Below are 17,029 nucleotides of genomic sequence, written 5' to 3'. Positions count from 1 at the left end.
TTCATAGCAGCACCTGTTGCGTCGCAATCCGTTCATCTGTGGTTTTTTATGGCAGCAACGATGCGGGAGTAACGTTTTCGGATTTTCAAAGAAGCCGTTTATAATACAGCGATACGATCAGATCAGCGAAGAGTCATTTTCAGAAAACTCGTAAATGCTATGTTATTTGATGTTTATAAACTCTTCAAACCTCCTAAGCGCGTTTATGTATGCACTATGACTTCTTCTCCCAAATTCAGCTTCCAAACCAAAGGCATCATATTTCTGTATAAAATGAGCAATATTATCTGCAAGCTGATTAATGCTAACATTTTCTCTGTCGCAAATTGTTTGGATTCTATTGGAATAATCAAAAACTGTTGATGGCTTTCCTAAAGGTGTTCGTAGACTATATCCCTGTTCGATCAAATAATTTTGAAAACGCTCAAACATATTTTTCAGTTTAAATTGAAATTAGAATTATAAAAAAAATATTTCTAGATTCCTCTTGCTGCATCGCAAACCGTTCATCGTTAACTTTTCATGGCAGCAACGATGCGGGTGTAACGTCTTCGGGTTTTCGAAGAAGTCGTTTATAATACAGCAATACGCTCAAACACACCCGCAGAGTCCCTTGCAGGAGACTCTGCGGAGACGAACTTTTTATGGCATCAACGATGCGGGTGTAACGTGTTCGGGTTTTCGAAAAAAACAGTTATGATACAGTATTGTTCTCAAATTACCCGTAGAATTGCTTGCAGGAGTTGAAAGCCAATATTTGCTGATTGTAATACAACTGCTGATTGTTATTGTGCCGCTAGCCTTGCGGCAAACTTTTTCTTAACCGTTCGCCTTTTTTTGTCGTTCCAAAATTTGAAAGTAATAGCTGAATGGTTTATTGTACTTAATTACTTGTCTGTCTTCTTGTTCCCTAGGCGTTAATTCTGGTTCTTCAACTTCTTTCAATAGCTTGTAATAGTGTTTGCTTCTATTACGGTCTAGTTGTTTAATTTGTCTGATAGAATGTACATTTATAGTTAATTCCTTAAAACCATTTTTCCAACATAAGTCTGTCGATACTTCGGTAAAATTGTCAAGACCAACGCGTCCAACTGACATTCCTATAAGTCGATTTATTGCAGATTCGGTTGCAGTTCCTTTTGGTTTACGCATGCCCACTTTTATAGCATTCTTTATTTCCTTTACTATGGTCTTTTGTTTGCTGAGTTCCTTTTTTAATGATTTCTTTCTTACTCGAATTTCGCTTGAATAATTAATTTCATACCCTACAAACCCTATCCAAGGAAAACATTTGTTTTTAATTTCTCCCCATTTATAAGGTCCTTTGGATTTACCCTCCCAAAAAGGCTTGTAATTTAAGCCCCCGTTTATTAATGAAGTTAGTTCCATTTCATTTTTAAATGGATGTGGGAATAATTTTAATTCATTTAGCGTTTTTTCGTACAAGTCCTTCGCCCTTATACATTCATCTATGTTGTCTGAAAGAATAATCATATCATCACAGAATCGTTGGTAAAGAACATTAGCACCAAGCATTTTTATGTCCGCCTGATTTAGATATATGTTTGCTATAAGACCCGAAAGTGCACCCCCTTGAGGAACACCAATTCGTTCTAACGAAATGTCAGGGTAATGTTGAAATACTATATCATTCACCCAAGTAAACTCTCCATTAGGAATTTTATATGAAGCCCAATATTCTGTGTCAGTTGGCTTAGGCATATCTATGTTAAAAGCGAAGCAACTTAAATAGCTTTCAAAAATTCGAATAGGAGCATCAAGAGTTAATTCAGGGTGTAACGAAACTGATAATGAGATAAGCTCATGAAATAAAGACCTAGCTATATTATGATTTACCGTGTCATAAAATTTTTTCATATCGCATTCCACCGCATAAAGACCGTTCGAATTAACTTTATTCCTGTATTTTAAAATATCCTTTATACAATCGTGGTGTGATAAAATCTGATTCTCTTCATTTCTCTTTGCTCTAAAAGCATAAGAACTATCTTGAAAATGTTCGTCAAACAATTGCGTCAAGAATTTATTTGTAGTACTTAAAATAATTCTATCCCTTAAATTGAACATACAAATAGGACGGCATTCATTAATGCCGATATTTTTTTTCTTTTCCTTAAGTTTTGGGAAGATGAGCGGCTTTGTAACTTGATATGTTTTAGTTACAGAAAGAGCTTTTATTTCATTAACGAAATTTTTTAAATTCACAAGCCACTGTTCTTGAGATTTTCTTTTTTTATAAACATTAATAGTTTTTAATAAGGAATAGAAATTCTTATCATTAGATGTTAAGGAGTAATTACGTTTATTGATTTTTTCGTTGTTTTCTTCACCCTTTTTTATTGCAGCAATTGCTTTAAAGTTTAATCGAGAAACTTCTCCAAGTTTTAACCATTTTTTTCTTGGTGGCAAAATTGTTGCAAGAAATCGAGTTAATTCTAATTGGCATTTTTCAAATTCGTTAGATGGAGGGATATTAGATTGAGTGTGATAATTATACTTTTCGTTAGAAGTTAATAGATGAAGCAAATGCCTTTTTGATTTACTTTTAGCTAGTTTGACCCTCACTTTACATATTTGTCTAATAATGGCATCTTCACTAAAATGTTGATCAAATGTTTTCATAAGTCAAAAAATAGGGGTTCCTGTAAAGCGTTTTCACACCTATTGACAAAGATACTGACATATAATGTCGCTGCCTTGTTTTAAGCTCTCTAGGACTTTGTTGAGGAGAGTGATACTTACGAAAATTAATCCGTCTTCGGAACCCCATTTTTTTGATATTTAGTTTTATATCCTTTTTGATTTGCTAGATAAATTATACTACTGAAATTTACGTTTCCCTTTCTTGTTTCGTAACAATTCATTAGAAAGTTTGTAGAAGTAACGTCATTAAATTTATCGCTGTCTAAAGAACTTAATTGTAAAAAATAGTTTAACCCAATCTCATAAGTAAAAGTATTTGCTATTCCCATTGCCACTTTACACCATTCTTCGTAAGTATATGTAATCGACTTCTTTTTATTTTTTAAGTGCCTAATAATGTCAGTCATTATCTTTCTGTCGAACTTACTATTCTTACCCATTGGGTTGTAAAGAGAGTCAAGACTGCTGGAAAAATTAAATTTTATTTCTTTTTTTTTCGGTGCGTTGGAAGAAAATACAATGTCATCTTCGGCGATTCCAAAACTAATACAGGTTGATTTAAGAACTAGATTACTGTCGTGGGATAGAAAACAAAGTCTACTTATATCACTTCCACTTTTGTCTAATTCGATTCCGTACTTATTGAAAAAATATCCTGCTAATTTTTTAAAGGCACTTTTATGAAGAAATTCAATATCGGCAGTAATATTTTCAAACCGGTAATCTAATGCGACTAAGCCTTTAAAACCATTGTTTGAAGGTGAACGCCAGAATGCAAAAACATAATCATCATTAAGCAAACAGTTATAGGTTGTTTCTAACTGTACGGAATCAAGTCTGTCAATATCAAGTACAATTAAGTGATTGTAACTTTTAAGTTTGTCCTTTGTCCGCTTGGTATTAAAGGTTGCACTAAAAGTAACAGCTGGCAATTGCTTTTTATAGTTATCATAATACTCTTTCTCACCGTTGTGAAGTTTGTTTCTTAAGTTTTCTATTTTGGTTTTATGAACATCTGAATTAATTTGGCGTAAAATATTTACGATTGTCACCTCCATAGAAATATCTGACCACGTATTTTCCTGATGAGAAATTTTTGAACTCAATATGTCTGTAATTGAACGCATAGTCTTTTAAGGTAACGACTAACAATAAATATACAAAAGTATAAAATCGCTTCTATTTGATTTTCAACGGCTTTATGTTTTGCTATCAAAAATAGCGCAGTTTGTGCTACTTAAAAGAATAAAATGATTGCGGAGTCATATTTAAATAATATTAGGGGTTAAGCTTGCTACACAACTTCATTGGCGTTACAAATAAACTGATTATTGAGAAGATTAACAATGTGATTTTTCACAAAACGTATGTGAAAAATCACATTGTTGGTTTGGAGAATTAGTTGTATGTGCGAATGCCAAATTTATTACGTATAAAAGCGACGGTTACATAAGATTGCTACAGACAGAAAAATAACTTTAGGTGTGAATTATAGTTATATGTGTTGGGCTAATTTCCTTTGAATGGAAATGACTACTAAGTTATCAGAACACTATACGAAAGTCTCGCTGCAACTTGCATAATTGATTCATATACACTAAAATATTCTGGCAATGTTAATTTGAATTTACGTATTGCAAGTAAAAGTATAGAAATGCGATTCCAAAACTTAAAGCACTTAAAATGTATAGTAGATAGCTAGAATAGGAGAAAAAACGATGTGCTACTCCTTTTCGCCTGTTAGATGGATTATTGTATTTTTCAAAATAGCCATCACGATATCCAAATGATTCAGTTGTAATTTGATTGATGACTTTAAGTGAATCTAAAATTGACAATCGACTTCCTTCAGCAAAACTTTGATATAAATCCCGTGCATGTTTATGAGCCAGGTGCCAATCAGTTTCCGGCATATTATTTCTATACTCTAAAAGTGAGGGGATCTCAATCTTAAAGTCTTCACGGAAATATTCATAAACATCCTCAGAAGTATCACTTTCATCGAGCATTCTTGGATCATGCTGAAGCTCATTCATCTTTAATCTAATTGAAAATTGCGCTGATAAGAAGTAACCTATATATACACCAACAGCAAAAAATACTCTGCCAAGAACACCTGAAATCACAGATGATACTAAAAAAAATAATATTGTATTTACGGATGTCTTGCTAAAAAAGGAAAGTTTCTCAAGAGAAGAAACAATCAAAACAATTGTTCCTGTAGATAATCCGACTAACCAAACAATAACCCTATCAAATATCTCAGAAATTTTGAAGCCTTGATCTATCAGCTCTTTATTGTAATTATCAAAGATTTCAACTAAAGCGTCTTTTTTAGTTTTAATCATAAAGCTAATTTGAAATTATTGCCAATGATAAACATAAAAGTATTAATCCATAATTTATTACTGTAGAGAGTTTTAATTTCCGCTGTAATGAAGAATAAAGCTTTTGCTATTTAAAAGCTAAATTCTTGCGAAGTTATGTTTTGAAAATTGTTAGGTTTCAATCCAGTTATATGATTTAATTGCAATCCAAATGAACCAATAGTTTCAACAAATACAAGATGACTTTTCACAAGAATTTATGTGAAAAACCCTGTTGCTTTTTCCTACATTTTATTGTATTGCAGGTTTACTGTTAAATTAGATAGCCATAAACAACACAACACACAAATCTCCATTGATGTCTTCGCTATGACGATGCATACGCAAATGGCAGGTAAGTGATCGGCTGGTGGCCTGGTGAACAGATCGCTACAGTCGCCATGAAAACGGAACGTACAAGTGAGTGACACAACCGGCGATGCCACGAAGTACTGCTGCCGGTTGTACAATTATCTTTAACGGGTGATAACTTATGGCTGGCACTTATACCGGCACACCTTACCTTTGAAACAGTTGCCCGGGCAGGGCCAAAAAGCACTGCCGGTTCCTGCATGAAAAAATTATCGATCAAGGATATTGCCCGTATGGCGGGGGTTGCACCTTCTACCGTATCGCTGGTGCTGAACGGCAAAGCGAAAGACCGGCGCATTAGTGACAGCCTTGCGGAGAAAATAAAAAAGATTGCGAAAGAAAGCGGCTACAACCCTAACCAGGTGGCAGTGAGCCTGCGCACGGGTACCTCCAAACTGTTTGGACTGATCATTGAAGATATCTCCAACCTGTTCTTTGCACGGCTGGCCAAAGCCATAGAAGATGAAGTGATACAATATGGCTACCGCGTTATTTTTGGCAGCACCGAAAACGATACCAACAAAGGCAATGAACTGCTGAACGTATTGTTTCAGCGTAAACTGGATGGCTATATTATTGCACCTACGGCGGGCATGGAAAAAAGCGTGGCAGACCTGGTGGGTTATAACTACCCAACCGTTTTGATCGACCGTTATTTTCCGCAACAGCAAATACCTTACGCCATGACGGATAACTTAGGCGGCGGTGCTGAAGTGCTGGAATACCTGCTGCAAAAGGGTTATACAAACATCGGGCTGGTTACCTCTGACTTCCCGGTAATGCACCCGCAACAACGTGAGGCTGCCTACCGCTCTACACTTGCACTGCACAATATTCCTTACCGGCCTGAATATATTTATAAAGTGCCTTACCAAAGCCTGCAGGATGAAGCGGAATTTTTAATTGCCGCTTTTATTGAAAACACACCCGCCCTCGATGCGATCTTCTTTACCACCAACTACCTGGGTATTGCTGGCCTGCAGGGCATCAAACGCCTTGGCCTGCGCATACCGGACGATATTGCCGTGATCTGCTTTGATGACCACGACATCTTTAAACTGCACACGCCTGCTATAACTGTTGTAGAGCAGGATATTGAAGCCATCGCTAAAAATGCGATCGACCTGCTGATGAAACAATTTGGCCAGGAAAAAGAAGCCGTTATGCAATCGCATGTATTACTGAAGGGCCGCCTGATTGAACGCGAATCTGCCTGATTAATTCGTGGTAACCGCCAATGTAACAAAACCTTTTTCGGGAATGGCCAGTTGCAACTGGTTACCGTTGTCGATAACAGGTTGCTGCGTTATGTTACCAGCGAGATCTACCAACGTTACCGCCTTTATGGGGAAGTTAAATGTAAGTGTGTGCGGCTTGTTGTCGCCCTCGGCATTGAATAAACGAATAAGGTATGTACCATTTTGTTGTGTGATGGATGACAGCAACCACTTAGCATTGCCGCAATTGAGCAGGCTTTTGATGGCATTGCCGGCTACACCTGTAGTAGTGTACAACGGCTCATTCCAGTTTTGCGCTTCGGTGCAGAGCATGGCTTTCTTCCAGTTGCCCGCATGCGGAATAAGTGCATAGTTTATTTCGGTGGTACCATTGGCTGCATAATCGCGCCCCCAAAGCCCCACACCTGCATATTGTACGGTTAATGCCAGCGGAAAATTAGTACCGTGGCTATAGCTGGTGGTATGATCGGTGAATAACGCAAGCCCGTACTTTCCTGCGCCGTCTGTAACATCTGCCCAGTTGAGGATCACGTTGTTTTTGATACTGTCCCACGTGTTAAAAAAAGTATTGTCCTGCTGAGCGGCAGTAACATCGAATGGTGCATCCACATATAATTTTTGCTGTGCAAGGTTGAGCGGAAAAGTAAGGATGAGTTTTGCTGTATCGTTGTAAAAGGCTTTGTGCAGGTCTTTGCCATCGTACCCGCCATGCTGGGCATAGTCTTCTCCAATACGCGGATTAACGCTCCAGGTGATCTTTAGCGACAGGTCTATGCGCTCCATTCCCTGCTGCATGGTAATGTATTGGGTATAACGGTGTGAAGCGATCTGGTTGTGTATGGCCACGCGTATGAGCCAGGGGCCTTTGTCGAGTATTTCAACAGTAGCCCTTCTATCAAGGGATGATTCATAACCGCCTTCATCATAAAAATTGCCCTGCAATGCATTGAAACCTTTTGCGGTGTTATTGCCTGCAAACTCGTGGTTGCCGATCTTTTTTGCAATAAGACTGGTAACAGCGCCTCCCCGGTTTTTGTCAATCACCAGTATATACAGGTCGGTTTGCATAATGACAGTGTTGCCGTTTTCAACAACCATGGCCGCAGTATTTACAACAGCGTTTGTACTGCTGATCTTATACACCTTACTGCTCATGGGGGCAATGGTAGCGGGGAATACAATGGTGGTTTTGTTATTGGTCTTTACCAATTGTGCGGCTATTGTAGTGGCACCATCAGATACAGTGAAGTTCGTTTGTTGCAGCAAGGCATCGGGCAATCCGGCGGTAACCATTTCTTTGCGCCGTGCGAGGCTGCTGTTGTACACGGTGATGGCTGATTTGTCATTGCCCGGCGTGTAAAGCAGGCTGCGTATAATACTATCTGCAATATTGTTGGAGGTGGTTGTCCAGCCAACTACTTTGTCGGCCCATGTGTCGCCTTTATGGCCGTTGTATGGAACGATCCAGCAGTCGTGGTGCTGGGAAAGCAGCAAGGTTCTCCATGCTTTATCAAACGCATCCTGTTGTAACGGTTTGCTGTTTGCGATAGCATACATACCAGCCATTTTTTCGGACTGTAAAATGTTGTTCTCTGCCACACGTACCTGTTGTGCAATGCGCTGCAGTACCTGCGCGCCCCATACAAGGCTCACTTTAATATCCTGCTGCGAAACCCGCCAGCGCTGCGCGTTGGCAGTATCTGCAATGTGCGCAAAATAATTACGCCAGGTGGTGTAAACAGAAGGATCATTTTTGGAGAGCCACAGACCGTTTTTCCAGCCGGCATCCTGCAGGCACATACCTACAGGGTTTTTGATACCTGCCGCCAATGCGCTGCTGATATATGCTTTACTGTTTACCCATGCAGTGGTTTGCCAGGTAGAATTGTCTTCGAGTTGCTCAGACGCATAACGCGGTACCATTTTGATCGTGGTACCATCGGGACCAACCCAGTCCATTATTTCTCCACCGTAATTTTTTACATAACCTCCCCAGCAGGTGTTGGGGTTTTTTAGAACGGCATATTTGAAACCAAATGACCGCAATACCTGTGGCAATGCACTGGTGAAACAGGGCTCTTCTGAAGAATAAGTCTGGAAAGTTGCCTGAGGGAAATGTGATTTTATTTTTTCAATGCCATAATACAACTGGCGGATCATGCTTTCTCCGCCTGCCATGTACATGTAGCTCTGGCCATAAGCAGGGTTTACAAATTCAATCCTGGCGGCGGTAGAACTGTCGCTGAACAAAGCTTTGAAATGAGCATAACCATCAGGGTCTCTTAGCTGCACGGTATCCCATGTTTCGGGTTCTATCTCGAGGTTGATCTGCCACTGTTTGTACTTTAACAGTGTGTCTGTCATAAACTGTGTTTGCCACAATGGGTAATGGCCATAGATGCCGCCATGATAACCGTCCACGAAATAGCGTTGCTGGGCACCGGCCGGTTGTATAAAGCATAAACAACTCAGGAACATTACATAAATAGCGGTTCTTTGCATAGTATAAAATTAAGGCAGTAAAAAGGAGCATAAAAATGCTCCCTGTTTTACGCTGCTTACTTATGAGAAAATTTTGAATCGTGAATGGTCAATGGTGAATGGGCAATGGTGAATGGTCAATGGAGAAGAGTGAATCGTGGTAACTGTCATACACTTCTTTCCTTCTACCTGGTTTCTTCCACTTCTTTCCGTCTACCTGGTTTCTTCCACTTCTCTACTTCCACATCTTCCCTTCTACCTGTTTCCTTCCACCTCTCTCCTTCTACTTTTCCCCCCTGACTTCCTCCTCCTACCTTTTTGCCTTGTTTGCCTCAGTGCCTTGTTGCTTGCTGCCTCCTTGCCTCCCTACTCCTCCACTACTTCAATCACATGATTTACGGGCTTGTTGAGCGTATAAATCTTATTGATGAGCAATGCCATTTCTTCTTTCCATGTTTTGCGCACTTCGGGGAACCTTGCTTTGAGGTAAGTATCCCTGTTGCCGCCCAGGAATATATTGGTCTTCATATTGGCGTCTAATGTATCGAGTGCTGCTTCATTATCTGCAAACAACAATCCTTTATCGCGGAAGAACGAGAACTGCAGCCAGTAATACATCCTGAAACGTCTTTCGATCTCCCAGCGTTCTTCGTTGAGATACATTAATGCCAATGCCTGCTTGTATTGGGGTGTGGTGGTAATGGCCGCCATGTTGATGCCTGATGCCAGTTGTTCACCACTGAATGTACCAACCGTTTTACCATCGATATTCAGCTTATACTGCTTAGCTGGTTGCAATGCTGCTACCTGTAACTGCTCTTTGTTAAACTCCTGCATGAAAGGAATGTAGGCCAGTGCATCAGACTGGCGTTTCGTTTCCATCCAGCCACGCGGAATGGTATCGAGCGGGTAAGGCAATGACTTAGCGAGGTAATTGAATGAAAGTTTTTTACCGGAACCAACCACATTCGTGATCGTGCAATTCTCCGCTTTGTTCACTTTATTGCCTGATGCATTGATACTGATGTCTGCAACAGGTTTATTGGCCAGGCCCTGTGATTTCAGGAACACATATGCCATTATCATGTGTCCATCATTACCCGGGTGAATACGGTCTCCGCCGCAGAGGGTAAATGTTGAGTCGCGCTGTTGCTGCTGCTCATTGATGGCCGTCATGGGCCGGTTGAAATCTATAAAACCCCACCTGTTTTTTTCTGCTGAGGCCTGCTGAAATGCCGCCACTGCAAGCATGGCTTTTGCTTTGCCCGGGAAATAGTTATTGGGCTTTTTCACCGTTTCATCATAAGGAGAAGATACGATGAGAATCTTTTTAATACCTGCGTGAGCCTTTAGCTTTTGCTCGATCTTTTGATAACTTTCGTATGATTGCCTGATACGCTCTTTAGCAATGGAATCTGCTTCCGGCTTAGGTTTCAGGAAGTCGTAGTAACCTACATCGTTCATGCCGAAAGTAAGCGTAATGATATTGGGGTTGTGTACAAAAATGTCATCATCCATTCTTTTGTAGATCTGCTCTGCCACATCGCCGCCAATACCCGAATTGAATACATCGATGCGCTCATTGGGAAACCGCGTCATATAGTACAGCCAGATGTACGAATGATAGTGGCCACCATCTGTAATGCTGTTGCCTGTAAATGCAATCCTGTCTCCTTTTTTAAATCTCTCTACCGGCTGCACCTGTGCATTTGCCGTGGTGCATACTGTAACAATGGCGGTAAGTGCTGCGAACTTCCTGATCATATTTTGTAGGCGGTTTTGTATAAGTAACATTACAGGCTTTTTACCTCTATCCTTTTACTAAAAAGTAACACTGCTTTAAAAGATCAGTTGCATGGGCACCCGGATGGCTTTGAGCCGGTAGTAATCCGGGTTTAGGCGGCCATTGATACAGGTTTCCACGCAGGTGCCATAACCATTGATAGAATAAGTGATGAGTAACTCTTCCTTGTCATTGATAAAACCAGGATGTGCCACTGTTGTATAAAAAAAAGGATAATGACCCTGTAAAGTGTCATCAATGGTGTAGATCGTTTTTCTTCCGGTAAACGGACCGGTAAGATGATCACTAAAAGAGGTATAAATATCTTTTCCTGCATCGCAGTTGATGCTGAGCGCAGAGCTTACCAGTAACAGCTTGTCTTTTACCTTACTGATGTGAAAAGTTCCTGATACCCCATCCTGCGATGCAATGGCCTTTGCCAGCCGCACATCTGCCTGCCACTTTGTGCCGTTCCAAAACTGCCATTCTTTTGTTGGCTTATTTGCTTTGAACCTTGCCACATACAAATTGTTGGTGAGGTAATGCAGTTTTTGTCCATATGCATACACATACCCATCGGCAGATAGTATGAAGCCAATACCAAAATTTATTTCCTGAAAGCCTGGCAATACCTCATAGCCCACCACTTTCATGGAAGGGTAGTGAATCTTTGCCATTACATCATTGCCCGCTGCTGCAAAACCAAACGCCCCACTACCTGCATTCTTCAGGCTGCCGCAATACACATACACAGTGTCTTTTAATTGTATGCCGGCGCCGGGCCACATAAAGAACGTATCGCTAGCATTATTCTTCAGATAACTTTTGATACCGCTGCTGTTGCCGGTGAGTGTTGTGGTGGCACGCCAGTCCCAGTTATTGGCGGGTTGTAATACAGCGGCATTGCGCACCTGGAACAAACAGGGAATGGTGCCGGTTGCTGCATCATAATCGTCAATGTGACTGTCACCCATCAACCACAGAGTAGAACCATCTGCAAGTGTTGCTGTTAGCCCGCCATCGCTGGCAATCCAGCCGGCAGTTCTGCGGAAGAAATTGATAACAGTTGAATCTTTATACACTTTTTGCGCGGTGAGCAACTGTATTGATAATATAAAAAGCAGTACAACAATCAACAAAGGTTTTTTCATACAATGGTTATTTAGCAGTATGGTTATAACAAGCGCAAACAGTCATTGTCACGCGAAAAAAGATTACCCGCTATTACAGGCCTTAAGAACTGTTGTTATGCCTGTGTGTACGGGCATGCATAAAAATATCGCGTAAAGAAAAGGTATCATTACGCGGCTGCCATTACTTTTGGTAATTATATACTGAAGCTGGTGCTGCACAATGATCAGCAGTACAAGTGAGTGACACAAGGGACGATGCCACATATTCATTTGCCGGTTCCCCAAAAAATACCATCATGAAAAAGATCCTGTTATTGTTTACTGTAACCTGTATAGCATGCCATGTTTTTGCAACGGTAAAACTGCACAACATTTTTCAAAGTAATATGGTGTTGCAGCGCGATATGCCCTGCACCATCTGGGGATGGGCAGACAAAAGTGAAAAGATCAGTGTTACCATTGATAATGTTACGTATAAAACAAAGGCCGGCAAAGACGGAAGCTGGAAGATTGTTGTGCCAAAACACGATGCCGGCGGGCCTTTCAGCGTAATAGTAAAAGGCAGCAACACCATACAACTCGACAATATTTTATACGGCGATATCTGGCTCTGCGGCGGGCAGAGCAACATGCAGTTTCGCGTAAATGAAATTGCGGTGAAAGAAACAGACGCGCAACGCAACAACAACAATAACATCAGGCTGTTCACAGCAGGTCTTTCCACCAATTATGTACCGCAGGACACACTCTCCGGTGGCCAATGGAAAATATGCGATATCAAAACCATACAGGATTTTTCCGCGGTTGGCTTTTTCTTTGGCCGGCACCTGCAGGAAAACCTGCACATACCTATTGGTCTGATTGCTGATAATCTTGGTGCAACCGCTGTTGAAACATGGATGAGTAATGATGCACTGATGACAATGCCACAGTTCAAAGATTATTACGACACCTACCTTGCCCCCGGCAAAAATTTTGCAACTGTAAGAACCGAATTCGAAAAAATAAAACCCGAATGGGAAAAGAACTTTTACCTCGCCAATGATCCCGGCCTTGTTGAAAAATGGTATGATACAAGCACCAATACCAGCGGCTGGAAAACATTGCAGGTGCCGGGCTACTGGAACAATGATGAACTCACCAATTTTGACGGTGCTGTATGGATGCGCAGAACATTTGACCTGCCTGCAGACTACAAAGGCAACACATTTAATGTAAGCCTTGGCCAGCTTGATGACTATGATATAACCTGGGTAAACGGTCATCAAGTTGGTGAAACACTGGGCAATTTTAACTGGCGCAATTACAGCGTGCCCGTTGAATACCTGCAACCGAAAAACAACGTGATCGTTGTGCGCATTTTTGATGCGGGCAATAAAGGCGGTATCTATAACATGTTCTGGGATCCACGCCTGGCGGGCACCTGGCAATACAGGACCGGTGCAAAGATCAATGCAGCAGATTTTACCAAACCACTTGTTGTAAATGATTATGTATTCAGCTCTCCTGCACTGCTGTACAACGGTTGTATAGCACCCATTACCAACCTTGCTATAAAAGGCGTAATATGGTACCAGGGCGAAGGCAATGCATCAAGAGCAGAAGAATATAAAACGTTGTTCCCTGCCATGATCAATAACTGGCGCAACAAGTTTAAGCAGGATAGTTTGCCGTTTCTTTTTGTACAACTGGCCAATTATATGCAGGAACCTGCAATGCCCGGTAACAGCGAGTGGGCGGAGCTAAGAGAGGCACAGGCCGCCGCATTGCAACTGCCCAATACCGGTATGGCCACCGCCATTGATATTGGTGAAGCAAATGACATACACCCCAAAAACAAGAAAGACGTGGGTATACGCTTAGGGCTTGCCGCACTTAAAAATATTTACGATGTTGATACGGCTTATACCAGTCCGTTATACGAAAGCATGACCGTTAGCGGAGACAGTATTATTGTTTCTTTCAGCGGTAACCCTGAGCTGAAGTCAACTGACAAATATGGCTATATCAACGGCTTTGCCATTGCAGGTAAAGACAACGTGTTTCACTGGGCGCAGGCATACATCAGCAACAATACCGTAGTGGTGTACAGCAGCGCGGTAAAATCGCCGGTAGCGGTTCGCTATGCATGGGCAGATAACCCGGGAACGTTAAACCTCTATAGCAGCAAAGGCTTGCCGGTGGCGCCTTTCAGAACAGACAGTCTTCCTGCCATTACTGCGGGCAGGCTGTTTGAATATATTCCGTAAGGATTTTTGTGTACGGGCAGCAGTACATGTGGCATCACCTGTTGTGTCACTCACTTGTACGGTGGAAGCATGATGGAGCAAACGAGGAGACAGCAGCGGAGAAAGCCCCCACAGGCACGTATAACAACACAGTAAAATCAACCAATGTATCCCAACCTGTATTATTTTTTTAATGAGGCGTTTGATGTTTCGATCCCGGTACTACGGCACATCAACACGGCAGGTTTTTTTATTGCGCTGTGCTTCTTTCCCGCAGCATGGATCTGGAAAAAGTGCATGATCGAAAAAGAAGGTAAAGGATTGCTTTTACCCGTAAAACGTGTGTTGTACAAAGGCTCTGCTCATCCCGTCACATATTATGCTTACCCGCATGAAACAACAGAACCTGTTATCATTATTGCCGCAGTTACCGGTATCATAGGGTCGAAGATCTCCGGTGCACTCGAAGAGCCGGCCTTGTTCCTGCAGGATGCTTTGGGGGAACTGCTGTCCACATCGGGCTTTAGTTTTTATGGTGGCCTTGTACTGGCTTCCGTAGTTATCTGGTTTTATTACCAGCGCAGAGGCATGCGGCCGCTGATTATTGCAGATTGCATGACACCCGCTTTTATGATTGCATATGGTGTAGGCAGGCTGGGTTGTCATTTCTCCGGCGATGGAGACTGGGGCGTAACAAACTTCAATGCCAAACCGGTAAGCTGGCTGCCAGGCTGGGCATGGGCTTACCGCTATCCTCACAATACATTAAGAGAAGGTGTATACATACCAGGCTGTACATGGGATGATTACTGCAACCAGCTTGGTGCGCCTGTGTACCCCACGTCTTTATACGAAGCTGTGGTTTGTATAACGCTTTGCTTTGTGCTGTACAGTATGCGGAACAGGTTTAAGTATGCCGGGCAGTTGTGGGCAGTTTATCTTGTACTCAACGGCATTGAAAGGTTTTTGATAGAACAGATCAGGATCAACAGTCATTACAACATACTGGGTATTGCTGTTACACAGGGAGAAATGTTTGCGCTTCTTTTTGTGGCCACCGGTCTTATACTATTCTACAGCATCCCTGCCTATAAAAAGCATATCGACTATGCGGCGCTAAGTGGATCCCGGTTGCAACATCCTGTTACGGACAGCCGCAACAACCAAACCGATAGCGCAGATATAAACGAATAAGAAAGGATAGGCAGCAGCCAGTGTAACGTTATCGTACTGGTTTACCGTAACCATTTTTACAAAGGCCTGGTCGTCTCTCACCTGCAAAGCCACTTCACCGGTTGCTTTTACCTGGCCGGTATAACCATTGTTGCTGCAAACGAGCACATCTCTCCTGCATTCTACCGCCCTTAATTTTACATTCCAGAAATGCAGGTCTGCAAGGTAAGTCTCCCTGAACCAGCCGTCGTTGCTGAGGTTGGCCAGCCAGGTAGCCCCTTTACGTACGGGCTCTGCAGCGGCCTGTGGCAAAGTAGATTCATTGCAGATCATTACGCCGATACTGCCATAAGCTGTTTGCAGCGGTGTTGTTGCCGCACCCGGCTGCACCATAAAACCACCGCTTGACAAAAACGGGAATGACAGCCCTGCAACATCCTGCTCAATAAAAGATAACAGCCTTTGTTTATCGTACCTGCCTGCCACCCTGCCGTCTTTGTTGATGGCATATACTGAGTTGAACACCACGTTATCGGCGAAGTCTGTATTGATACCGAGCAAATGCATGGGCCCTGCAGCAGATGATATCCGCAGCATCTCTTTTACGAGGTCATCATCAGGGCGGTATGTCCATGGCACGGCAGACTCCGACCACATCATTACGCCGGGCTTTTGAGCGGCAGCAATACTATCCAGTGCAAAAAGAGCCGCAACCAGTTTGTTGCCATTCTGATCATCCCAGCGAATTTCTGGTTCTATGTTTTGATTGAGCAATGCAACAGTTACGGGTGCTGCTACCGGCTGCTCTTTTGAAAAGCCTGCATACAACGCAGAACCCCATACAACATATACACATGCAGTAATTGCGGGATATACTATTATTGTCCATTTTCTTTTAGCGATGGTGTATGCCAGCAGGTAATTGACCATTACCACTACAAAACTGAGTATGTGCATACCGAATACAGACGCAGGCTGGATGGTATACAAATTGGCCAGCAGGCCATTGCCTGCATGGAAACCAAACCAGGGCATGCCTGTTGTAAGATTCATATACAGCGCCTCGGCAACCGCATAAACAGCGGCAACAATTACAGCATCGGCAATAAAACTGAAACGTGTTTGCCTGCGCTGCTTCAGCAGTGCAAACAACCAGTTGATGAAGCCAAAATATGCAGCAAGAAAAACAACGGATAATACATATACGGCTATACCATACAGGTTTGTACTGCTGCCGGTAAAACGTGCAGCACCCGGCACCATCCAGTAAAAAGATGGTAAACCCAGCGCCACGCCAAATGCAATGCCTGCACGTAACGCGTTTCCTGTACCGGCATTGACCAATGCAAAAAACAGCGGAACAAGATATAACCAGCTTAACCAGAAGTTTGGATGTGTGGCTGCGCCTGTGGCCAGCAAGCCTGAAACAATTGCGGGTAGAATATAGCTGGTAAAAGATGAACGCATGATTTGCAAGATAGGGAACTTTATAGTGTTGAATTTTGTGTTTGGCGTTATTATGTTTTTATACAGAATGGCCTGGCGCGTAAGCGGCCAGGCCATTTGTTATTTTGAGGACTTTGTACAACCT

Annotated in this window: 11 protein-coding genes; 3 read left to right on the top strand and 8 right to left on the bottom strand. The window is 42.1% G+C overall.

Annotated elements, in window-relative coordinates:
- Positions 1-162 precede the first annotated feature (162 nt).
- From I5907_RS20035 to I5907_RS20020, 4 genes are all read right to left on the bottom strand, one after another.
- Positions 163-432 carry a hypothetical protein gene (locus tag I5907_RS20035; protein WP_196992632.1) on the bottom strand — a complete coding sequence of 90 codons (270 nt, stop codon included), beginning with the start codon at positions 430-432 and terminating at the stop codon, positions 163-165.
- A 387-nt stretch (positions 433-819) separates the two neighbouring features.
- Positions 820-2,643, bottom strand: a complete 1,824-nt coding sequence (locus tag I5907_RS20030; protein WP_196992631.1) for a reverse transcriptase domain-containing protein — start codon at positions 2,641-2,643, stop codon at positions 820-822.
- Between the two features lie 125 nt (positions 2,644-2,768).
- Positions 2,769-3,791: a BT4734/BF3469 family protein gene (locus tag I5907_RS20025; protein WP_196992630.1), complete on the bottom strand. Its 1,023-nt coding sequence runs from the start codon at positions 3,789-3,791 to the stop codon at positions 2,769-2,771.
- Positions 3,792-4,280: 489 nt separating this feature from the next.
- On the bottom strand, positions 4,281-5,012 hold the full coding sequence (locus I5907_RS20020; RefSeq protein ID WP_196992629.1) for a hypothetical protein: 732 nt from the start codon (positions 5,010-5,012) through the stop codon (positions 4,281-4,283).
- Positions 5,013-5,602: 590 nt separating this feature from the next.
- On the opposite strand from I5907_RS20020, the gene I5907_RS20015 reads away from it, so the two are divergent.
- The gene (locus tag I5907_RS20015; protein ID WP_196992628.1) at positions 5,603-6,619 is read left to right on the top strand and encodes a LacI family DNA-binding transcriptional regulator; all 1,017 of its coding nucleotides are present in this window, start codon (positions 5,603-5,605) and stop codon (positions 6,617-6,619) included.
- On the opposite strand, the gene I5907_RS20010 is transcribed toward I5907_RS20015, so the two are convergent.
- The 3 genes from I5907_RS20010 to I5907_RS20000 all read right to left on the bottom strand — a co-directional run bounded on the left by I5907_RS20010 (position 6,620) and on the right by I5907_RS20000 (position 12,055).
- The gene (locus I5907_RS20010) at positions 6,620-9,142 is read right to left on the bottom strand and encodes a glycoside hydrolase family 38 C-terminal domain-containing protein (RefSeq protein WP_231402203.1); all 2,523 of its coding nucleotides are present in this window, start codon (positions 9,140-9,142) and stop codon (positions 6,620-6,622) included.
- Positions 9,143-9,487: 345 nt separating this feature from the next.
- A complete protein-coding gene (locus tag I5907_RS20005) occupies positions 9,488-10,885 on the bottom strand; it encodes an SGNH/GDSL hydrolase family protein (RefSeq protein ID WP_196992627.1) in 1,398 nt (465 codons plus the stop codon).
- 75 nt (positions 10,886-10,960) lie between these two features.
- A complete protein-coding gene (locus I5907_RS20000; RefSeq protein WP_196992626.1) occupies positions 10,961-12,055 on the bottom strand; it encodes a DUF5005 domain-containing protein in 1,095 nt (364 codons plus the stop codon).
- A 278-nt stretch (positions 12,056-12,333) separates the two neighbouring features.
- Between I5907_RS20000 and I5907_RS19995 the strand changes: the two genes are divergently transcribed.
- The gene (locus I5907_RS19995) at positions 12,334-14,286 is read left to right on the top strand and encodes a sialate O-acetylesterase (protein ID WP_196992625.1); all 1,953 of its coding nucleotides are present in this window, start codon (positions 12,334-12,336) and stop codon (positions 14,284-14,286) included.
- A gap of 144 nt (positions 14,287-14,430) precedes the next feature.
- On the top strand, positions 14,431-15,459 hold the full coding sequence (locus tag I5907_RS19990) for a prolipoprotein diacylglyceryl transferase (protein WP_196992624.1): 1,029 nt from the start codon (positions 14,431-14,433) through the stop codon (positions 15,457-15,459).
- Here I5907_RS19990 and lnt read toward each other — a convergent pair.
- Complete coding sequence (gene lnt, locus I5907_RS19985) at positions 15,382-16,905, bottom strand: apolipoprotein N-acyltransferase (RefSeq protein ID WP_196992623.1); 1,524 nt, start codon at positions 16,903-16,905, stop codon at positions 15,382-15,384. The two genes, I5907_RS19990 and lnt, sit on opposite strands and share 78 nt — an antisense overlap.
- Between the last annotated feature and the right edge of the window lie 124 nt (positions 16,906-17,029).

Origin of the sequence: Panacibacter microcysteis, from assembly GCF_015831355.1 — a bacterium.
GTDB lineage: Bacteria > Bacteroidota > Bacteroidia > Chitinophagales > Chitinophagaceae > Panacibacter > Panacibacter microcysteis.
This window is presented reverse-complemented; position numbering and strand designations above follow the sequence as displayed.

Bases quoted from the DNA above. Each gene is read 5' to 3' on its own strand.
- I5907_RS20030 (WP_196992631.1), bottom strand. From the start codon at position 2,643: ATGAAAACATTTGATCAACATTTTAGTGAAGATGCCATTATTAGACAA.
- I5907_RS20010 (WP_231402203.1), bottom strand. From the start codon at position 9,142: ATGCAAAGAACCGCTATTTATGTAATGTTCCTGAGTTGTTTATGCTTT.
- I5907_RS20000 (WP_196992626.1), bottom strand. From the start codon at position 12,055: ATGAAAAAACCTTTGTTGATTGTTGTACTGCTTTTTATATTATCAATA.
- I5907_RS19990 (WP_196992624.1), top strand. From the start codon at position 14,431: ATGTATCCCAACCTGTATTATTTTTTTAATGAGGCGTTTGATGTTTCG.
- I5907_RS20015 (WP_196992628.1), top strand. From the start codon at position 5,603: ATGAAAAAATTATCGATCAAGGATATTGCCCGTATGGCGGGGGTTGCA.
- I5907_RS20025 (WP_196992630.1), bottom strand. From the start codon at position 3,791: ATGCGTTCAATTACAGACATATTGAGTTCAAAAATTTCTCATCAGGAA.
- I5907_RS20020 (WP_196992629.1), bottom strand. From the start codon at position 5,012: ATGATTAAAACTAAAAAAGACGCTTTAGTTGAAATCTTTGATAATTAC.
- I5907_RS19995 (WP_196992625.1), top strand. From the start codon at position 12,334: ATGAAAAAGATCCTGTTATTGTTTACTGTAACCTGTATAGCATGCCAT.
- I5907_RS20005 (WP_196992627.1), bottom strand. From the start codon at position 10,885: ATGATCAGGAAGTTCGCAGCACTTACCGCCATTGTTACAGTATGCACC.
- I5907_RS20035 (WP_196992632.1), bottom strand. From the start codon at position 432: ATGTTTGAGCGTTTTCAAAATTATTTGATCGAACAGGGATATAGTCTA.
- lnt (WP_196992623.1), bottom strand. From the start codon at position 16,905: ATGCGTTCATCTTTTACCAGCTATATTCTACCCGCAATTGTTTCAGGC.